Origin of the sequence: Pseudomonas sp. PDM21 (assembly GCF_014852505.2) — a bacterium.
Classification (GTDB): domain Bacteria; phylum Pseudomonadota; class Gammaproteobacteria; order Pseudomonadales; family Pseudomonadaceae; genus Pseudomonas.
Window position 1 is genome coordinate 5323603 of sequence record NZ_CM181223.1, and the last position, 19563, is coordinate 5343165.

Below are 19563 nucleotides of genomic sequence, written 5' to 3' on the forward strand. Positions count from 1 at the left end.
CGGTGGATCAGGGGGAACAGTGTACTCCCGGTGCGCGCAGCCGGCAGGCCGGCGGACGGCGCATTGGAGGGGGGATTGTATACAAGAAGAGGTAGACGGGGCGCAAAGAAAAGGCCCGCCGGATGGCGGGCCTTGGCTGGTGTTACATGTGGGCTTCGGCGAACTCCGCCAGCACCGAGCGCGGCACCCCTTGCAGGGTCACGTGCACGCCGTGGGGGAAGTCCTTGAAGCGTTCGGTCAGGTAGGTCAGGCCGGAGCTGGTGGCCGACAGGTAGGGGGTATCGATCTGCGCCAGGTTGCCCAGGCAGACCACCTTCGAACCGTTGCCCGCGCGGGTGATGATGGTCTTCATCTGGTGCGGGGTGAGGTTCTGGCACTCGTCGATCAGGATCAGGCTCTGCTGGAAGCTGCGGCCGCGGATGTAGTTCAGCGATTTGAACTGCAGCGGCACCTTGCTGAGGATGTAGTCGACGCTGCCATGGGTACACTCATCATCCGAATGCAGCGCTTCGAGGTTGTCGGTGATCGCGCCAAGCCAGGGCTCCATCTTCTCCGCCTCGGTACCGGGCAGGAAGCCGATGTCCTCGTCCAGGCCCTGCACGCTGCGGGTGGCGATGATGCGTTTGTAGCGTTTGGTGACCATGGTCTGCTCGATGGCGGCAGCCAGGGCGAGGATGGTCTTGCCCGAACCAGCGGCGCCGGACAGGTTGACCAGGTGGATGTCCGGGTCCAGCAGCGCGTACAGCGCCAGCGACTGGTACACGTCACGCGGACGCAGGCCCCAGGCTTCCTGGTGCAGCAGCGGTTCCTGGTGCAGGTCGAGGATGGTCAGCTCGTCCTGGTCGATGCCCTTGATCCAGCCGACGAAACCCTGCTCATCGACGATGAACTCGTTGATGTGCACCGCCGGCAGGTTGTCGGTGAGTTGCACGCGGTGCCAGGTGCGACCGCGGTCCTGGCGGGTCTCCACCTTGCTGACGCGGTCCCAGAACGATCCGCTCAGCGAGTGATAACCACGCGACAGCAGGTTGATGTCATCGACCAGCTGGTCGGTGTGGTAATCCTCGGCGAATACCCCGCAGGCACGCGCCTTCAGGCGCATGTTGATGTCCTTGGTGACCAGCACCACACGCTTGCTGCTATGGCGACTCTTCAGCTCCACCAACTGGTTGATGATCTTGTTGTCGTTGAGGTGCTCGGGCAGCCAGGTGATCGGCTCGGCGCGCTTGCTCATGAGGATCGACAGGCTGCCGCACGGCCCGCTCTTGCCGCGCTGGATGGGCACGCCATCCTCTACCTGCTCGGGCGAGGCCTCACCCAGCACCTGGTCGATGAGGCGGATTGCCTGGCGGCATTCCGCAGCCACGGTGTGTTTTCCGGTCTTGAGCTTGTCCAGTTCCTCCAGCACCGTCATCGGTATCGCGACGTGGTGCTCCTGGAAGTTCAGCAAGGCGTTGGGATCGTGGATCAGGACGTTGGTGTCGAGGACGTACAGGGTGGGCTGGGTGGGGCGGGAGCGTCCGTGGTCATCCATACGCAGGTCACCTCTTGTAGGAGCGTTACGACGGAATGCCTTTACAGCGCTCCGCCGTGCGGTGAGCCACCGGCTCTCGGATTCCTGGGATTGGCAGGATTCGAGAGCACTGCATACAAGGGACTGGCCGGGCCGGGGCCGCCACCTGTCTGCAGGGTTCGGCGGTCTACGACTCAACAAATACAGGAAAAAACATGACGATAAAAAGTCTTTTTCCTTCCTACGAAAGTTTTTTTCGTCGTACGACGAAATACCTTGGCGGGGGCTCCGGACAGCGCTAGTTTTAGGAGTCCTACCCCTCGTAACGCCCTCCGCTTTTTTCGCAGGATCAGTCCCTTAGCCCTGCACGCCGCATCTGCACCGGCACTCGCCGCCGACTGCCACCGCTTCCTCGCCTGCCTATATAGATGTCGCCTGTGCCACTGGCCCGACGCTAATCGTCCCCATAGGTGGAGCCAACGCCCGCGACTCCTTACAATCGCCGCTCGCTTGTAGGAGACCGCACGATGCTGATGGTGATTTCGCCCGCCAAGACCCTGGACTACGACACCGCGCCGGTGACGCAGCGCTTTACCCTGCCCGAGCACCTGGACGACGCCCAGGAGCTGATCGGCATCCTGCGGGAACTGGCCCCGGCGCAGATCGCCGAGCTGATGCACCTGTCGGACAAGCTGGCCGGCCTCAACGCCGCGCGCTTCGGGAGCTGGCACCCGGACTTCACCCCCGCCAACGCCAAGCAGGCACTGCTGGCCTTCAAGGGCGACGTCTACACCGGTATGCAGGCCGAGGACTTCAGCGAAGACGACTTCGATTTCGCCCAGCGCCACCTGCGCATGCTCTCCGGCCTCTACGGCGTGCTGCGCCCGCTGGACCTGATGCAGCCGTACCGACTGGAAATGGGCACCAAGCTGGCCAACACCCGTGGCAAGGACCTCTATGCCTTCTGGGGCGAGCGCATCAGCGCCTGGCTGAACGAATCCCTGGCCGAGCAGGGCGACGACGTACTGCTGAACCTGGCCTCCAACGAGTACTTCGGCGCAGTCAAACGCAAGGCCTTGAACGCACGGGTGATCGACACCGAGTTCAAGGACCTGAAGAACGGCCAGTACAAGATCATCAGCTTCTACGCCAAGAAGGCCCGCGGGATGATGGCGCGCTACGTGATCAAGGAGCGCCTGACCAACCCCGAGGGCCTGAAGGACTTCAACTACGCGGGCTACGCGTATAGCGCGGAGCACTCCAAAGCTGACCAGCTGGTGTTCCTGCGCGACCACGCCGAAGACTGAATCGCCTTTTCTGCTGCACCAAACGGGAGCCCTGAGGGCTCCCGTTTTCGTTTCCGCGCAGAACCTGCGGGAACGCCCCATGGGTGCGGTTGCGGGCATGGGCCAGGCGCCCCGCTCGTCCTGCCGGGACGTCCGGCGTTGGGCGGTTCGCAAGCAAGCTCGCTCCTACGAAAGCCCCTGCAAGACCGAAGCCGGTGCAACTGGCAGCCCTGCCGACGGTTCGCGGGCGCGGCCCGCTCCTACAGGGGGCGATTAACCGCACCGCTTCGCCTCTGTTTCGTCCCAAAATCACCGCTGATTCCAAGTGGCCTGTAAGCCATTGACCATGGAACTACCCGGTCACGGGTGGCGGATCTGTACGTTTCCTGCCCAAAACGCCCCCTGAAGACCACACTTGCCAAAGGGACAAAATGACCGTTCGTCTGCTTCAGGATTAATCGTGAGAAAATTTTTCGACCGCCCGGACCGGTCGGAAGGATGGAAATCGTCCTGATTCGCCCTCTCCGTTGTAATCCATTGGCCATTAACAGCCTTTGGCCATGACATGCATTTCACGATTGCACTTTGCAAGAGAGAAAGCTGAACGGCAGCTGAACGAATGTCTTGACGACGATACACGGTCGTTTTTAACGAAAAATTCAATGGAACTTTATTCAATCATGCACTTTGCACTAAGCAAAGCGCCGTGCAATTTGCCATTAACTCAGCATCAAGTGATATCAATTGGATATTTCACATTCTTTCAGGGGCGGGATGGGCGGAAGGAACTAACCGCATTTCGGATAAATCCTATTTGCGCAACGACCATCGTTGGCAAAACAGAAATGCCCCGATGGAAATTGGAGTTTTGCTTCCAAGGTTATTTCGATCAGTTCTTGTCGATTCACCCTTGAAACGCAACCCAATGAAATAACTGAACTTTTCAGATGACGAGGCAATCATCTAACCAGACTGGAGCACGCCAGGCAGACACTGCACCAACTTTGCAATCTGCCTGAAACATAACAGGGCAAACATCCAAAGTTTGCGCCAATACCGTGCTCGAAAGTTTAGCACTCGATTCCCATGCCTGCCTGGAAGGAAGTACGGAGAACACTCTGACAGTGAACTCCGGGGACTCTTGCAACCTGAATAAATCGCCCTACCGGGCAACTTTAAACAGTTCGACCATTGAAGAGGTGAATGCGATGCGTATCAGCATCTTTGGTCTTGGGTATGTTGGCGCAGTATGTGCCGGCTGCCTGTCCGCACGGGGCCATGAAGTCGTTGGGGTGGACGTGTCCACCACCAAGATCGATCTGATCAACAACGGGAAATCGCCCATCGTCGAGCCGGGCCTGGAGCCTCTGCTGCAGCAGGGCATCCGCACCGGTCGCCTGTCGGGCACCACCGACTTCAAGAAGGCCGTACTGGACACCGACGTGTCGTTCATCTGCGTCGGCACCCCGAGCAAGAAGAACGGCGACCTGGACCTGGGCTACATCGAGTCCGTCTGCCGCGAGATCGGCTACGCCATCCGCGAGAAGAAAGAGCGCCACACCGTGGTGGTGCGCAGCACCGTGCTGCCGGGCACCGTGAACAACGTGGTGATCCCGATCATCGAAGACTGCTCAGGCAAGAAAGCCGGCGCCGACTTCGGCGTGGGTACTAATCCTGAGTTCCTGCGCGAATCCACCGCGATCAAGGACTACGACTTCCCGCCGATGACCGTCATCGGTGAGCTGGACGCCCAGACCGGCGACCTGCTGGAAGAGATCTACCGCGAGCTGGACGCGCCGATCATCCGCAAGACCATCGAGGTCGCCGAGATGATCAAGTACACCTGCAACGTCTGGCACGCTGCCAAGGTCACCTTCGCCAACGAGATCGGCAACATCGCCAAGGCCGTCGGCGTCGACGGCCGCGAAGTGATGGACGTGATCTGCCAGGACCGCAAGCTGAACCTGTCGCGCTACTACATGAAGCCCGGCTTCGCCTTCGGCGGCTCCTGCCTGCCCAAGGACGTGCGCGCCCTCACCTACCGCGCCAGCCAGCTGGACATCGAGCACCCGATGCTCGGCTCGATCATGCGCAGCAACCAGCACCAGGTGCAGAAGGCCTTCGACATCATCGCCGCCCACGGCAGCCGCAAGGTCGGCCTGCTCGGCCTGTCGTTCAAGTCCGGCACCGACGACCTGCGCGAAAGCCCGCTGGTGGAACTGGCCGAGATGCTCATCGGCAAGGGCTACGAGCTGCAGATCTTCGACCGCAACGTCGAGTACGCCCGCGTCCATGGCGCGAACAAGGAGTACATCGAATCGAAGATCCCGCACGTCTCCTCGCTGCTGGTCTCGGACCTCGACGCCGTCGTGAAGTCCTCCGATGTCCTGGTCCTGGGCAACGGTGACGAGCTGTTCGTCGACGTGGTGAAGCAGGCGCCCGAAGGCAAGAAGGTCGTCGACCTGATCGGCTTCATGCCGAGCGTCACAGACGAGCGCGCCGAAGGCATCTGCTGGTAATTGGGTTTCGATTGGCTGCGCGTCGGCCCGGTGTCGTTGGAGAGGAACTCGGAAATGCTCATTCACTTCAGTGAACTCCGCTTCCTCGTCCCTCTCCGCCTAACCGGACTCTAGCTCGCTCAATCGAGTCCATGCCTTCAGACCCTAAAAGCGCCGGTCACCGGCCCGCCCAGGCGGGCCGATGACCAAGCCCAACCAGACGGATAGACGACGATGGAAACCTACAAACGAATCATCGGTGAGGCCACCGGCTGGCTGGTCTTTCTCGGCCTGCTGATGCTGCTGGCACTGCTCGTGCCGCCGACCGTATTCGACGCCGAATCCAAGGACTTCCTGCTGCTCATCGGCGCGGTCGGCATCTGGCGCTATTCCATGGGCGGCCTGCACTTCCTGCGCGGCATGCTGTTCCTCTACGTGGTCTACCCGCACTACCGCCGCAGGATGCGCAAGCTCGGCGACGCGGCCGACCCGTCCCACGTGTACCTGATGGTCACCAGTTTCCGTATCGACGCGCTGACCACCTCGATGGTCTATCGCTCGGTCATCGAAGAAGCCATTGCCTGCGGCTACCCCACCACCGTGGTCTGCTCCATCGTCGAGATGTCCGACGAGGTGCTGATCAAGCAGCAGTGGCAGAAGCTCAACCCGCCAGAACACGTCGAACTCGACTTCGTGCGCATCCCCGGCACCGGCAAGCGCGACGGCCTGGCCCACGGCTTCCGCGCCATCTCCCGCCACCTCCCGGACGAAGACGCCGTGGTCGCGGTGATCGATGGCGACACCGTGCTCGAACCGGGCGTGGTGAGAAAGACCGTGCCCTGGTTCAAGCTCTTCCCCAACGTCGGCGGCCTGACCACCAACGAATTCTGCGAAGTGCAGGGCAGCTACGTGATGAGCGAGTGGCACAAGCTGCGCTTCGCCCAGCGCCACATCAACATGTGCTCCATGGCCCTGTCCAAGCGCGTGCTGACCATGACCGGGCGCATGTCGGTGTTCCGCGCCGCCGTGGTCACCGACCCGGACTTCATCACCGACGTGGAAAGCGACCACCTGGACCACTGGCGCCTGGGCCGCTTCCAGTTCCTCACCGGTGACGACAAGTCCAGCTGGTACAGCCTGATGCGCCTGGGCTACGACACCTTCTACGTGCCCGACGCGGCGATCAACACGGTCGAGCACCCGCCGGAGAAGAGCTTCATCAAGGCCAGCCGCAAACTAATGTTCCGCTGGTACGGCAACAACCTGCGGCAGAACTCCCGCGCCCTCGCCCTGGGCCCGCAACGCCTGGGCTGGTTCACCAGCGTGGTGCTGTTCGACCAGCGCCTGTCGATGTGGACCTGCCTGCTCGGCCTGGTCGCCGCGATCATCGCCAGCATCAAGTACAGCATTGCCTTCCTGCTCATCTACCTGCTGTGGATCGGCATCACCCGCTTCGTGCTGACCCTTCTGCTGTCGCTCTCGGGCCACCACATCGGGCCGGCCTACCCCGCGATCCTCTATTACAACCAGATCGTCGGTGCCCTGGTGAAAATCTACGTGTTCTTCCGCCTCGACCAGCAGTCGTGGACCCGCCAGAACACCAAGCTCGACCGCGGCCTAGCCAGCTTCCAGCGCTGGTTCAACACCTGGTCTTCGCGAGCCATGACCTTTTCCGCGGCCAGCGTTTTCGTCGCCGTACTGCTGACCATCGTCTGAAGACTCTCTTGGGCAAAGCATCTCCCAATTACGAACAGGACTCGACCTCATGAATACCGCCGTCAACGTCAATGTCGTGCATGAATCCGAAGCCCAGCGCCAGCACGCCCGGGTCAAGCTGCCCGCCCGTATCCGCTACATCGGATCCCACCGCGAGGGCGTCGACGCCCGCCTGCTGGACCTGTCCGCCGGCGGCTTCGCGTTCACTTCCGCCAACAACACGCCGGTGCAGGTCGGCGACCTGCACAAGGGCAAGCTGCTGTTCCAGATCGACAGCATCAGCTTCTCCCTCGAAGTGGAATTCCAGGTGCGCTCCTATGACCGCGAAAGCGCCCGCGTCGGCTGCGAATTCCAGCACCTGAAGCCGCGCGAGATCGCCGCCCTGCGCTACCTGATCACCTCCTACCTGGCCGGTGAAGTGGTGAGCGTTGGCGACATGCTCAACACCCTGCAGCGCGAGAACTTCACCAAGGCCCGCAAGCACGGTGCAGGCTCTGGCGGTATGGGCTTCTTCGGCCGCTTCCGCGCGGTCACCGTGAGCACCGCGATCTTCGTGGTCGGCGTCGGCGCCTTCGCGGTGATCCTCAACCAGATCTACAACCTGTACTTCGTCACCCACGCCGACTCGGGCGTGGTCAGCGTGGCCAACCAGCAGATCACCATGCCCCGCGAGGGCACCGTGGAAAGCCTGGTGGAGCCGGGCGCGGAAGTCGCCAAGGGCGCGCCGATCGCGTCCTTCTCCGCCAACCTGCTGGACCTGCTCAAGGGCAACCTGACCGAAGAGCAGCTCAATCCGAGCAACATCGAGAAGCTCTTCGGCCACCAGATGAAGGGCACCCTGACCAGTCCGTGCGACTGCCGTGTGGTCGAGCAGCGCGTCGCCAACGGCCAGTTCGCCAACAAGGGCGACGTGATCTTCACCCTGACCCCGCGCGACAGCACCGCCACCGTTGAGGCGCGCTTCCCCTACCGCAACGCCGCCGAGCTTTCCCCCGGCACCCACGTGAACTTCCAGGTCGCCGGCGACAGTGAAGTGCGCGGCGGCCGCATCCTGCGCACTGCACCGGTGGACGGTGACCTGTCCTCGGAAATCCGTGTGCAGATCACCCCCGACCAGCCGCTCGACAGCCAGATGGCTGGCCGCCCGACTGAAGTCAGCATCGGCGGCCTGCCGGGCCGCACCCTGCTGAACAAGGCGATGGCCCTGGCCACCGCCCGCTAAGAGGACCGCCCGCATGAATCGACCTGTCCTGCGACACGCCCCGCACCTCGGCCGACACATTGGATTGGCACTGGCCATCGCTGCAGCGGCCGGTTGCGCCGGCCTGCCTGACCAGCGCCTGGCCCAGGAGGCCCTGGACCGCGGTGACATCGCCACCGCCCAGGCCAACTTCCAGGCCCTGGCCACCCTGGGTTACGCCGACGCACAGGTCGGACTGGCCGACATGCAGGCCGCCACCGGCGACCCCGATGAACAGGCCCGCGCCGAAAAGCTCTACCGCGAGGCGGCCGAGAGCTCCCCGCGCGCCCGCGCCCGCCTGGGCAAATGGCTGGCGGCCAAGCCCGGCGGCACCGACGCCGAGCACCGCGAAGCCGAGCAGCTGCTGACCCGCGCCTTCGACGAAGGCGAGGACAGCGCGCTGGTTCCGCTGATCGTCCTCTACCTGCAGTACCCGCAGGCCTGGCCGAACGTGAATCCGCAGCAGCGCATCGACCAGTGGCGCGCCCAGGGCCTGCCGCAGGCGGACCTGGCGCAGATCATCCTGTACCGCACCCAGGGCACCTACGACCAGCACCTCACCGAAGTCGAGCAGGTCTGCCAGCGTTGGCTGAACCGCATGGACGTGTGCTGGATGGAACTGGCCACCGTGTACCAGAAGCAGGGCAACGCGGATAAGCAGAAGGCCCACCTCGAAGCGCTCAAGGCAGGCTGGAAGGCCGGCCGCGTACCGTCCGAGCGCGTCGAATCGGTGGCCGGCGTGCTGGCCGACCCGAACATCGGCACCGCCGACCCGCAGGCCGCACAGACGCTGCTCAACGAGATCGCGCCGACCTATCCGGCCGCCTGGGTCAGCCTCGCCAAGCTGCAGTACGACAATCCCGACCTGGGCGACCTCGACCAGATGCTCGACTACCTGAAGAAAGCCCAGGACGCCGCCCAGCCCCGCGCCGAGCTGCTGCTCGGGCGCCTCTACTACGACGGCAAGTGGGCCCCGCAGGAGCCGCAGAAGGCCGAGCAGCACCTGCTCAAGGCCGCCGCCACCGAACCCCAGGCGCACTACTACCTGGGCCAGATCTACCGCCGCGGCTTCCTCGGCCAGGTCTACCCGCAGAAGGCCGTGGACCACCTGATCATCGCCGCCCGCGCCGGCCAGGCCAGCGCCGACATGGCCCTCGCCCAGCTCTATTCGCAGGGTCGCGGCATCCGCCCGAACCTGGTCAATGCCTACGTCTTCGGCGAGCTCGCGCAGCGCCAGCAGGTGCCCACCGCCAGCGACCTGATGGCGCAGATCGAACCGCAGATCCAGCCGGCCGACCGCAGTGCGGCCCAGCAGTTGCTCAAGCGTGAAGAACAGGCTCGCGGCGCCAACTGGCAAGCCACCGTCAGCCTTCTGCAGAACAACCAGGAACAAGAAAATCTATGAAGCGCACCGACCCGATGACCACCCCGCTGTTTGCTCTCGTCGATGGAGTTCAGCCGCGCGCTCTGGCTTCCGCTGTCCGCCGCGCCCGCCTGTTCCCCGCCATGCTCGGCGTTGGCCTGAGCCTCGCCGGCACCCTGTTCGGCAGCCTCGCCCACGCGGCGGAAGAGCCACCGAAGAACTTCGGCCTCGACATCAAGGTGACCGCAGAATCCGAGGACGACCGCGACCTGGGCACCGCCCGCGGCGGCGACCTCAACGGTATCGGCCTGGACGTGCGCCCCTGGGCCTTCGGCCAGTGGGGCGACTGGAGCGCCTACGTGATGGGCCAGGCAGTCGCCGCCACCGACACCATCCAGACCGACACCCTGCAGAACGACGACGTCAACAACACCAGCAGCGGCGGCAACGACAACAAGCGTGAGCCCGACGATGCCTACCTCGCCCTGCGCGAGTTCTGGGTGGACTACGCCGGCCTCACCCAGTACCCCGGCGAGCACCTGCGCTTCGGTCGCCAGCGCCTGCGCGAAGACAGCGGGATGTGGCAGGACACCAACATCGAAGCGCTGAACTGGACCTTCGACACCACCCTGCTGCGTGCCCACCTCGGCGCCGCCCAACGCTTCTCCGACTACCGCACCGACATCACCGACCTCGCGCCGGAGGACAAGGACCGCACCCATGTGTTCGGCGATATCTCCACGCAGTGGATGCCTCAGCACTGGGTCGGCCTGCGCCTGCACCACTCCGACGACAGCGGCAGCCTGCCGGACCCGGGCGACACCGTCGACTCGCTGGACAAGCGTTCCACCGGCGACCTCACCTGGGTCGGCATCGAGGCCAACGGCGACGGCTACAACTGGCGCTCGCAGATGCCCATCAACTACTGGGCCAGCGCCACCTGGCTGACCGGCAACCGTGACCGCCTGACCACCGTCCCGGTGAACGGCGAGCGGGTCGCTGCCGGCAAGCAGAGTGGCGACGTGGATGCCTACGGCGCCGACCTCGGCCTGCGCTGGAACATCGACGAGCAATGGCGCGTCGGCGGCGCCTATGCCCGAGGCAGTGGCGGCGGCAAGAACGGTGAAGACCAGTTCGAACAGACCGGCCTTGAGAGCAACCGCTCCAACTTCACTGGCACCCGCGCCCGCGCGCACCGCTTCGGCGAGGCATTCCGTGGCGAGCTGTCGAACCTCGAGGCCGCCACCCTGTTCGGCTCCTGGCAGCTACGCGACGACTACGACGCCAGCGTCATCTACAACAAGTTCCGCCGCGTGGACAGCGACTCGGACATCGGCAGCAGCGGCATCACCGCTCCGCTGGTCAACGATTCCAAGGACATCGGCCAGGAAGTCGACCTCGTCGTCACCAAGTACTTCAAGCAGGGCCTGCTGCCGGCCTCCATGAGCCAGGCGATCGACGAACCGTCGGCGCTGATCCGCTTCCGCGGCGGCGTGTTCAAGCCTGGCGACGCCTACGGCAGCCACGTCGACTCGACCATGCACCACGCCTTCGTCGATGTGATCTGGCACTTCTGAGGACTGTAGCGATGACCCTCCACCCGATTCCCAAGCTCGCCTTGCGCCGCACTCGCTGCGTGGCCGGGTATCCGGTGGGGGCCCGCGCGCAAGGAGACACGGCCATGAACCGCCACCCGATACACGCCCTGCCGCTGACCGCCCTGCTGCTCGGCGGCCTGCTCAGCGCCAGCGCACCGGCCTGGGCGGCGCAACCCGCGGCCAAAGCCGAAACCAGCGCTGCCCATGCGAAGAAGGCCGACGCCGCGAAAGCCGAAGCCGGCAAGACCGCCGAGGGCGAAAAGGCACCGGCAGAACAACCGGGCAACGAGCCGGGCCATACCCAGACGCTGAAGGAGTCCGGCAACTACACCGTGACCGCTGCTCCCAGCGAGCCGCTGCACCTGGAGCCGCCCAAGCTGCCCGACCTCACCGGCTACACCGCCGAGGCGGTGGAGAAGAAGATCGAGCGCAACAAGCGCGGCAAGGCGCAGGTCCAGCGCATGGTCCAGCAGCAGCCGCTGAAGGAATTCACCGGCGGCAAGAACCGTCTCGCCGAGTGGGTGAAGCGCCAGCGCCAGATGCCCCAGGCGATCTTCATCGACGGCGGCTACGTCGACCTCGCGGAGCTGGCCGGCAAGCTGCCCAAGACCGCGCTGGAGCAGGTCGAACCGGGCGTCTACATCGCCCGCCTGCCCATCGTTGTCAGCCAGGGCGCGACCCTGGAGATCGACGGCAAGGTCAAGGAACTGCGCCTGTCCCAGGACCGCGGCGCGTTCCTGGTCAACGACGGCAAGCTGTTCGTGCGTGACACCAAGGTCACCGCCTGGAACGAGGCGAAGAAGGAACCGGCCTGGTACAAGACGCCCAACGAGTTCCGCCCCTTCCTGATCTCCTGGGGGGGCGCCGAGGCCTACCTGGTGAACAGCCATTTCACCAGCTTCGGTTACAACGCCTCCAAGGCCTACGGCATCTCCATCTCGCAGTACAGCCCGGGCATGGACAAGACCATGAAGCGCCCGCGCCCCAAAGGCTGGGTGATCGGCTCGACCTTCGAGGACGCCTGGTACGGCTTCTACTGCTACGAGGCCGACGACCTGGTGGTGCGCGGCAACACCTACAAGAACAACATCGTCTACGGCATCGACCCGCATGACCGTTCGCATCGCCTGATCATCGCCGAGAACACCGTCTACGGGACGAAGAAGAAGCACGGCATCATCGTTTCCCGTGAGGTCAACGACAGCTGGATCATCCACAACAAGACCTACGACAACCACCTCTCCGGGATCGTCCTCGACCGTAATTCCGAGCGCAACCTGGTGGCCTACAACGAGGTTTATCGCAACCACTCCGACGGCATCACCCTCTACGAGTCGGGCGACAACCTCATCTACGGCAACCAGGTGCTGGCCAACCTGCGCCACGGCATCCGCATCCGTAACAGCGTGAACATCCGCCTGTACGAGAACCTCGCGGCCGGCAACAAGCTGATCGGCGTCTACGGCCACATCAAGGATCTGTCCGACACCGACCGCAACATCGACCTCGATCCCTTCGACACCAAGGTCTCGCTGATCGTGGTCGGCGGCAAGCTGGCCGGCAACGGCTCGGGCCCGCTGTCGGTGGATTCACCGCTGTCGCTGGAGCTCTACAAGGTGGCCATGCTCGGCCCGACCAAATCCTCCGGCATCTCCTTCAACGGCGTGCTCGGCGAGAAGCAGGACCAGATCCTGGACCTGCTGGTGCGCCAGCAACGCGCGGTGCTGATCGACCCCGTCGAAAGCCAGGCCGAACTGCAGAATTGAGGACCGACACATGAACAAACTGACCATCAACCTGCTGCGCCTGTCGGGCCTCACTGCCGCCCTGCTGCTCGCCCACCAGGCCAGCGCCGCCGACGCGCCGAGCTACTCCGCGCAGCCGGCTGCCGGGCTGTGCCCGACCGCCGCCAACAACGCGGCGTACAACACCAAGTACCTGGGCTTCTTCACCCATCTGGTGCCGGCCCAGGAAGACTGGCTGTTCCGTACCACCTACGACCTGCGCACCGACTTCGGCACCAGCGCCGAAGGCTGGCGCGAGCTCAAGCAACTGCGCGACGAACTCAAGCGCAAGGGCATCGACCTGGTCGTCGTCTACCAGCCCACCCGTGGCCTGGTGAACCGCGAGAAGCTCAACCCGCAGGAGAAGGCCAGCTTCAACTTTGACCTGGCCAAGCAGAACTACCAGGCGACCATCGCCCAGTTCCGCAAGGCCGGCATCTACACCCCGGACTTCTCGCCGCTGTTCGACGAGAAGGAAGAGCACCCGTACTACTTCAAGGGCGACCACCACTGGACGCCGTACGGCGCCATGCGCAGCGCGAAGATCGTCGCCGAGACCCTGAAGGAGATCCCCGCCTACAACGACATTCCCAAGAAGGAATTCGAGAGCAAGCGCGTGGGCCTGTTGTCCAAGCTGGGCACCTTCCACAAGGCTGCCGCGCAACTGTGCGGCAGCAGCTACGCACCGCAGTACGTCGACCGCTTCGAGACCGAGCCGGTGGGCGACTCCGGCGGCGGCGACCTGTTCGGTGAGGGCGGCGACGCCCAGGTTGCGCTGGTGGGCACCTCCAACAGCGGCCCGGCCTACAACTTCGCCGGCTTCCTGGAGCAGTACGGCAAGGTCGACATCCTCAACAACGCCGTGTCCGGCGGCGGCTTCGACAGCTCCCTGCTGGCCTACATGACCAGCAAGGAATTCCACGACAAGCCGCCGAAGATCCTCGTCTGGGAGTTCGCCACCCACTACGACATGGCGCAGAAGAGTTTCTACCGCCAGGCCATGCCACTGGTGGACAACGGCTGCGCCGACGGCAAGCCGGCCATCAGTCGCAAGGTCAAGCTGCACGCGGGCAGCAACGAGGTGCTGCTCAACAGCGGCGCCCTGCCGATCCGTTCGGGCAGCTACACCGCCGACGTCACCTATTCCGACCCCGGCGTGCACGAGCTCAAGAACACCATCTGGTACATGAACGGTCGTCGCGAGCAGCTGAAGATCGAGCAGTCCAAGGCCGTGGATACCGGCGGACGCTACGTCTTCGAACTGCGCAACGACGAGGACTGGTCGAACCAGCAGTTCCTCTCCCTGGAGATCGAGGCGCCGGACGACATGCCGGCGGGCCTGGAAGTCGAGGCCAAGCTCTGTCAGACGCCCAAAGCCAAGTCGGCCGACGTGGCCGCCAACTGACGCGAGGGAGTGAATTCCATGCCCAGCCTACGCAAGATCAAGACCCCCGTGGTCGCCCGCATCGGCCTGACCATCGCCGTGCTCGGCGCCCTGTTCGGCGGCGAGAGCGCCACCTACGCGGCCGACCTGATGCCGCCACCGGGCTACTTCTCCGCCGTCGGCGACAAGGGCAGCAAGAAGGACGCCGACCGCTGCCCCACCGCACCGACGCCGTACACCGGCAGCCTGCAGTTCACCAGCAAGTACAAGGGCTCGGACTCGGCACGCTCCACCCTGAATGCGGATGCGGAGAAAGAGTTCCGCAGCCAGATCAAGGACATCACCGACATGGAGCGCGGCGCCACCAAGCTCATCACCCAGTACATGCGCAGCGGCAACAAGGGCGACCTGGACTGCGCCATGAGCTGGCTGGATAGCTGGGCCAAGGCGGGTGCGCTGGAGAGCAGCGACTACAACCACACCGGCAAGTCCATGCGCAAATGGGCACTGGGCAGCCTGTCGTCCTCCTACATGCGCCTGAAATTCTCCAGCAGCCGCCCGCTGGCCTCCTACTCCGAGCAGTCGAAGGAGATCGAGAACTGGTTCAGCACCCTGGGCAGCCAGGTGGTGCGCGACTGGAGCGACCTGCCACTGAAGAAGATCAACAACCACTCCTACTGGGCCGCCTGGTCGGTGATGTCCACCGCCGTGGTGACCAACCGCCGCGACCTGTTCGACTGGTCCGTGCAGGAGTTCAAGGTCGCCGCCAACCAGGTGGACAACGACGGCTACCTGCCCAACGAACTCAAGCGCCGTCAGCGCGCCCTGTCGTACCACAACTACTCGCTGCCGCCGCTGACCATGATCGCCGCCTTCGCCCAGGTGAACGGCGTCGACCTGCGCCAGGAAAACAACGGCGCCCTGCAGCGCCTGGCCAACCGCGTGATGCAAGGCGTGGACGACCAGGACGCGTTCGACGAGAAGACCGGCAACGACCAGGACATGGGCGACCTGAAGGAGAACAGCAAGTTCGCCTGGCTGGAACCCTACTGCGCGCTCTACAGCTGCGCGCCGAAGACCCAGGACTGGAAGAAGAAGATGGAGCCGTTCAACAGCTTCCGCCTGGGGGGTGAAGTGACCAAGGTTTTCAACCGTCAGGGGGCGGGGAGCTGAAGCCGAAAGGCAAGAGCCCCTCTCCCCCGCCCTCTCCCTGAAGGGAGAGGGAGCTTTCCGAGTGTTCGGGAAGCACTGAGTCAGCCGGCTTGCACGAAAACAACAGCCGGCACGGATGTCCCCTCTCCCTTCAGGGAGAGGGCTAGGGAGAGGGTTCTCCCAACGCCGAACCTTCGGCATGAACACCACCCGACCCACGCAATAAAGACGCGGGCGGGCGCAACAGATTGAGCATCACATGGGGAGGAATTGGCGGGTTGCCCCGGCCTTTCCTCAGGGCGTCGCGAAGACGCCGGAAGGTCCGGAGCCACTCAAGGTTTGAAGCTCCAGAGAGAGACGCGGAATGGTCTTTTCTTCCAACGTGTTCCTGTTCCTGTTCCTGCCGGTCTTCCTCGGCCTGTACTACCTGAGCGGGAACCGCTACCGGAACCTCCTGTTGCTGGTCGCCAGCTACATCTTCTACGCCTGGTGGCGGGTGGACTTCCTCCTGCTGTTCGCCGGCGTGACCGTCTTCAACTACTGGATCGGCCTGCGCATCGGCGCCGCCGGTGTCCGGACCAAGGCTGCCCAGCGCTGGCTGCTGCTCGGCGTGGTGGTCGACCTGTGTGTGCTGGGCTACTTCAAGTACGCCAACTTCGGCGTGGAAAGCCTCAACGAGATCATCACCTCGTTCGGCATGCAGCCCTTCGTGCTGACCCACATCCTGCTGCCCATCGGCATCAGCTTCTACACCTTCGAATCGATCAGCTACATCATCGACGTGTACCGCGGCGACACCCCGGCCACGCACAACCTGATCGACTTCGCGGCGTTCGTGGCGATCTTCCCGCACCTGATCGCCGGCCCCGTGCTGCGCTTCAAGGACCTGGTCGACCAGTTCAACCACCGCACCCACACCGTCGACAAGTTCGCCGAAGGCTGCACCCGCTTCATGCAGGGCTTCGTCAAGAAAGTGTTCATCGCCGACACCCTGGCGGCGGTGGCCGACCACTGCTTCGCCCTGCAGGACCCGACCACCGGCGATGCCTGGCTCGGCGCGCTGGCCTACACCGCGCAGCTGTACTTCGACTTCTCCGGCTACAGCGACATGGCCATCGGCCTCGGCCTGATGATGGGCTTCCGCTTCATGGAGAACTTCAACCAGCCCTACATCAGCCAGTCCATCACCGAGTTCTGGCGGCGCTGGCACATCAGCCTGTCCACCTGGCTACGCGACTACCTGTACATCAGCCTGGGCGGTAACCGCGGCACCACCTTCCAGACCTATCGCAACCTGATCCTCACCATGCTGCTGGGCGGCCTGTGGCACGGCGCCAACGTCACCTACATCATCTGGGGCGCCTGGCATGGCGTGTGGCTGGCCATCGAGCGCGCCCTGGGCGTGAACGCCGCACCCCGCGTGCTCAATCCGCTGAAGTGGGTGTTCACCTTCCTGCTGGTGATCGTCGGCTGGGTGATCTTCCGCGCCGAGAACCTGCACGTGGCCTGGCGCATGTACGAAGCCATGTTCAGCTTCGGCGACTGGAAGCTCTCCGAGCTCAACCGCGCCAGCCTCACCGGCCTGCAGGTCGGCACCCTGGTGATCGCCTACCTCGTGCTCGCCTTCTTCGGCCTGCGCCAGTTCTACAACCAGCCGATGCAGAGCAAGGCGCCCAAGGCCGCCGCGAAGACCGAACAGGTCGACGCCGACGGCCCGGCCAGCGCCCAGCCGCGCACCCCGGCCATGGCCCAGCAGGACCCGGCGGCGATCGCCTATTCGCCCAGCGGCGCCGCCGTCTACCAGCCGCACTGGATGACCCAGCTGCCGGTAGTGGCCACCCGCGTCGCCCTGCTCCTGCTGTTCGCCGCCTCGGTGCTCAAGCTCTCGGCGCAGAGCTACTCGCCGTTCCTCTACTTCCAGTTCTGAGCGAGGCAATCATGTCAGTTGATACCAAGAGAATCGCCAGGCCCCTCCAGTACGCCTACATCGCCGCCTTCGGCGGGATGCTGCTGGGCCTCGCCGGCTGGTCGCTGAAGGCCTTCCCCAGCTTCTCCGCCGCCGAGGGTACTACCGTACTCAACGGCAAGCTGGCCCACGCCTTCGAAGGCCACTACGACGACGAATTCCCCATCAAGCGCCTGGGCACCAACCTCTGGGCCGCATTGGACTACACCGTCTTCGACGAAGGCCGGCCCGGCGTGGTGATCGGCAAGGACGGCTGGCTGTTCACCGATGAAGAGTTCAAGCCCGCGCCCACCCAGCAGCAACTGGAAGACAACTGGGCGCTGGTGCGCGGCGTGCAGCAGGAGCTGGAGCGCCGTGGTGTGAAGCTGGTGCTGGCGATCATCCCGGCCAAGACCCGTCTGTATCCCGAATACGTCGGCAAGGAGCAACCGGCTGCCCTGCACGCCTCGCTCTACACCGACTTCCTGCAGCGCGCCCGCCAGGCCGGCATGGCCGCGCCCGAGCTGCTGGAGACGATGGAAAAGGCCAAGGACAACGGTCAGGTCTTCCTGCGCACCGACACCCACTGGACCCCGCTGGGCGCCGAAGCCGTGGCCCAGCGACTGGGCGAAAGCATCCGCGCCGGCCAGGGTGCCGACCTGCCGACCCAGAGCTTCGTCACCGAAGCCGGCAAGAGCGGAGCGCACAAGGGCGACCTGCTGACCTTCCTGCCCCTGGACCCGCTGTTCACCAACCTGCTGCCCGAAGAAGACCAGTTGCAGCAGCGCCAGACCCATCCGGCCGAGGACGCTGCCGGCTCCGCTGACAACAGCGGTGGCGGCGACCTGTTCGGCGACAGCGCCCAGCCGCAGGTCGCCCTGGTCGGCACCAGCTACAGCGCCAATGCGCGCTGGAACTTCGCCGGCGCCCTCAAGCAGGCGCTCTCGGCGGATGTCATCAACTACGCCAAGGAGGGCAAGGGCCCCCTGGAACCGATGCTCGAACTCCTGCAGGACGAGGGCTTCAAGCAGAAGCCGGCACAACTGCTGGTCTGGGAATTTCCCGAACGCTACCTGCCGATGCACAGCGACCTGAGCCAGTTCAACCCGGACTGGGTGGCGCAATTGCGGGCAGCGGGCAGCCGCGACGAACGCCTGGCTTCCAACCAGGCCGCAGCACACTGATCCAACGAACCCACGGCGCACCGAGCGCTGAACGGGGCACCACCCGTGCCCACAAGAGAAAGTAGACGGAGGTACACCCCATGAACCGACTGACCATTCGCACCCTGAAGTCGTCCGCCCTCGCACTGGCTCTGGGCGCCGCATCCTTCGGCGCCTTCGCCGGCGGTGAAGGCGCGCTGTACGGCCCGCAGGCTCCCAAGGGCTCCACCTTCGTGCGGGCCTACAACGCCGGCAGCGGCGAGCTGTCCGTCAGCGTCGGCAACGCCACCCTCAACGACATCTCGCCGCTGGGCTCCAGCGACTTCAAGTTCCTTCCGCCGGGCAACTACACCGCCAAGGTCGGTACCCAGAGCCTGCCGGTGAAACTCGATCCGGACGCCTACTACACCCTCGTCAGCCAGCCCGGCGGCCAGCCGCGCCTGGTGCCCGAGCCGCCGTTCAAGAACAAGCAGAAAGCCCTCGTCCGCGTACAGAACCTCAGCGGCAAGGCCCTCACCCTGAAGACCGCCGACGGCAAGACCGAAGTGGTCAGCAACGTCGCCCCGCAAAGCCACGGCGACCGCGAGATCAACCCGGTGAAGGTGAACCTGGCGCTGTTCGACGGCGCTAAGAAGGTCAGCGACCTCAAGCCCGTCACCCTCGAACGCGGCGAAGTGGTCTGCCTCTACGTCACCGGCGACGGCGGCAAGCTGAACCCGGTGTGGGTCAAGCGCCCGGTCAAGGCGGACTGAGTCAGTCAACGATGACGTGCCAACGCGTACCACTCGCCCTCTCCCTAACCCTCTCCCTGAAGGGAGATGGGACTGGATTGGCGCAGGTGGAAACCATGGCATCAGCCGGCACGAACAACTCCCTCTCCCTTCAGGGAGAGGGCTGGGGAGAGGGTGCTACACCCCGCTC

The 19563-nt window shown here is 64.4% G+C and carries 13 protein-coding genes; 12 read left to right on the forward strand and 1 reads right to left on the reverse strand.

All coding sequences use genetic code 11. The features are described from left to right. Positions 1-142: 142 nt before the first annotated feature. Positions 143-1534: a PhoH family protein gene (locus IB275_RS24570; protein ID WP_192291882.1), complete on the reverse strand. Its 1392-nt coding sequence runs from the start codon at positions 1532-1534 to the stop codon at positions 143-145. A gap of 506 nt (positions 1535-2040) precedes the next feature. On the opposite strand from IB275_RS24570, the gene yaaA reads away from it, so the two are divergent. From yaaA to algF, 12 genes are all read left to right on the forward strand, one after another. After that, the gene (gene yaaA / locus IB275_RS24575; protein WP_192291885.1) at positions 2041-2820 is read left to right on the forward strand and encodes a peroxide stress protein YaaA; all 780 of its coding nucleotides are present in this window, start codon (positions 2041-2043) and stop codon (positions 2818-2820) included. 1187 nt (positions 2821-4007) lie between these two features. Continuing rightward, positions 4008-5318 (forward strand): GDP-mannose 6-dehydrogenase, encoded by a 1311-nt coding sequence (algD, locus tag IB275_RS24580; RefSeq protein WP_081516164.1) that lies wholly within the window; start codon positions 4008-4010, stop codon positions 5316-5318. 213 nt (positions 5319-5531) lie between these two features. Next, on the forward strand, positions 5532-7013 hold the full coding sequence (gene alg8 / locus IB275_RS24585) for a mannuronan synthase (RefSeq protein WP_192291888.1): 1482 nt from the start codon (positions 5532-5534) through the stop codon (positions 7011-7013). A gap of 49 nt (positions 7014-7062) precedes the next feature. Beyond that, a complete protein-coding gene (locus IB275_RS24590) occupies positions 7063-8235 on the forward strand; it encodes an alginate biosynthesis protein Alg44 (RefSeq protein ID WP_192291891.1) in 1173 nt (390 codons plus the stop codon). A 13-nt stretch (positions 8236-8248) separates the two neighbouring features. Continuing rightward, complete coding sequence (algK, locus tag IB275_RS24595; RefSeq protein ID WP_192291894.1) at positions 8249-9658, forward strand: alginate biosynthesis TPR repeat lipoprotein AlgK; 1410 nt, start codon at positions 8249-8251, stop codon at positions 9656-9658. Between the two features lie 101 nt (positions 9659-9759). Continuing rightward, entirely contained in the window at positions 9760-11193 is a 1434-nt protein-coding gene (locus IB275_RS24600; protein ID WP_192292545.1) for an alginate export family protein, read from the forward strand. 104 nt (positions 11194-11297) lie between these two features. Beyond that, positions 11298-12980 (forward strand): mannuronan 5-epimerase AlgG, encoded by a 1683-nt coding sequence (gene algG, locus IB275_RS24605; protein WP_192291897.1) that lies wholly within the window; start codon positions 11298-11300, stop codon positions 12978-12980. 10 nt (positions 12981-12990) lie between these two features. Next, positions 12991-14403, forward strand: coding sequence for an alginate O-acetyltransferase (locus IB275_RS24610; RefSeq protein ID WP_192291901.1), 1413 nt, complete (start codon positions 12991-12993; stop codon positions 14401-14403). Between the two features lie 36 nt (positions 14404-14439). Next, positions 14440-15555 (forward strand): mannuronate-specific alginate lyase, encoded by a 1116-nt coding sequence (locus tag IB275_RS24615; protein WP_192224501.1) that lies wholly within the window; start codon positions 14440-14442, stop codon positions 15553-15555. A gap of 343 nt (positions 15556-15898) precedes the next feature. After that, positions 15899-17461 (forward strand): MBOAT family O-acyltransferase, encoded by a 1563-nt coding sequence (locus IB275_RS24620; RefSeq protein ID WP_192291905.1) that lies wholly within the window; start codon positions 15899-15901, stop codon positions 17459-17461. An 11-nt stretch (positions 17462-17472) separates the two neighbouring features. Beyond that, complete coding sequence (locus IB275_RS24625; protein ID WP_192291909.1) at positions 17473-18663, forward strand: alginate O-acetyltransferase; 1191 nt, start codon at positions 17473-17475, stop codon at positions 18661-18663. Between the two features lie 80 nt (positions 18664-18743). Then, positions 18744-19394, forward strand: a complete 651-nt coding sequence (algF, locus tag IB275_RS24630; RefSeq protein ID WP_192291913.1) for an alginate O-acetyltransferase AlgF — start codon at positions 18744-18746, stop codon at positions 19392-19394. Positions 19395-19563: the final 169 nt, after the last annotated feature.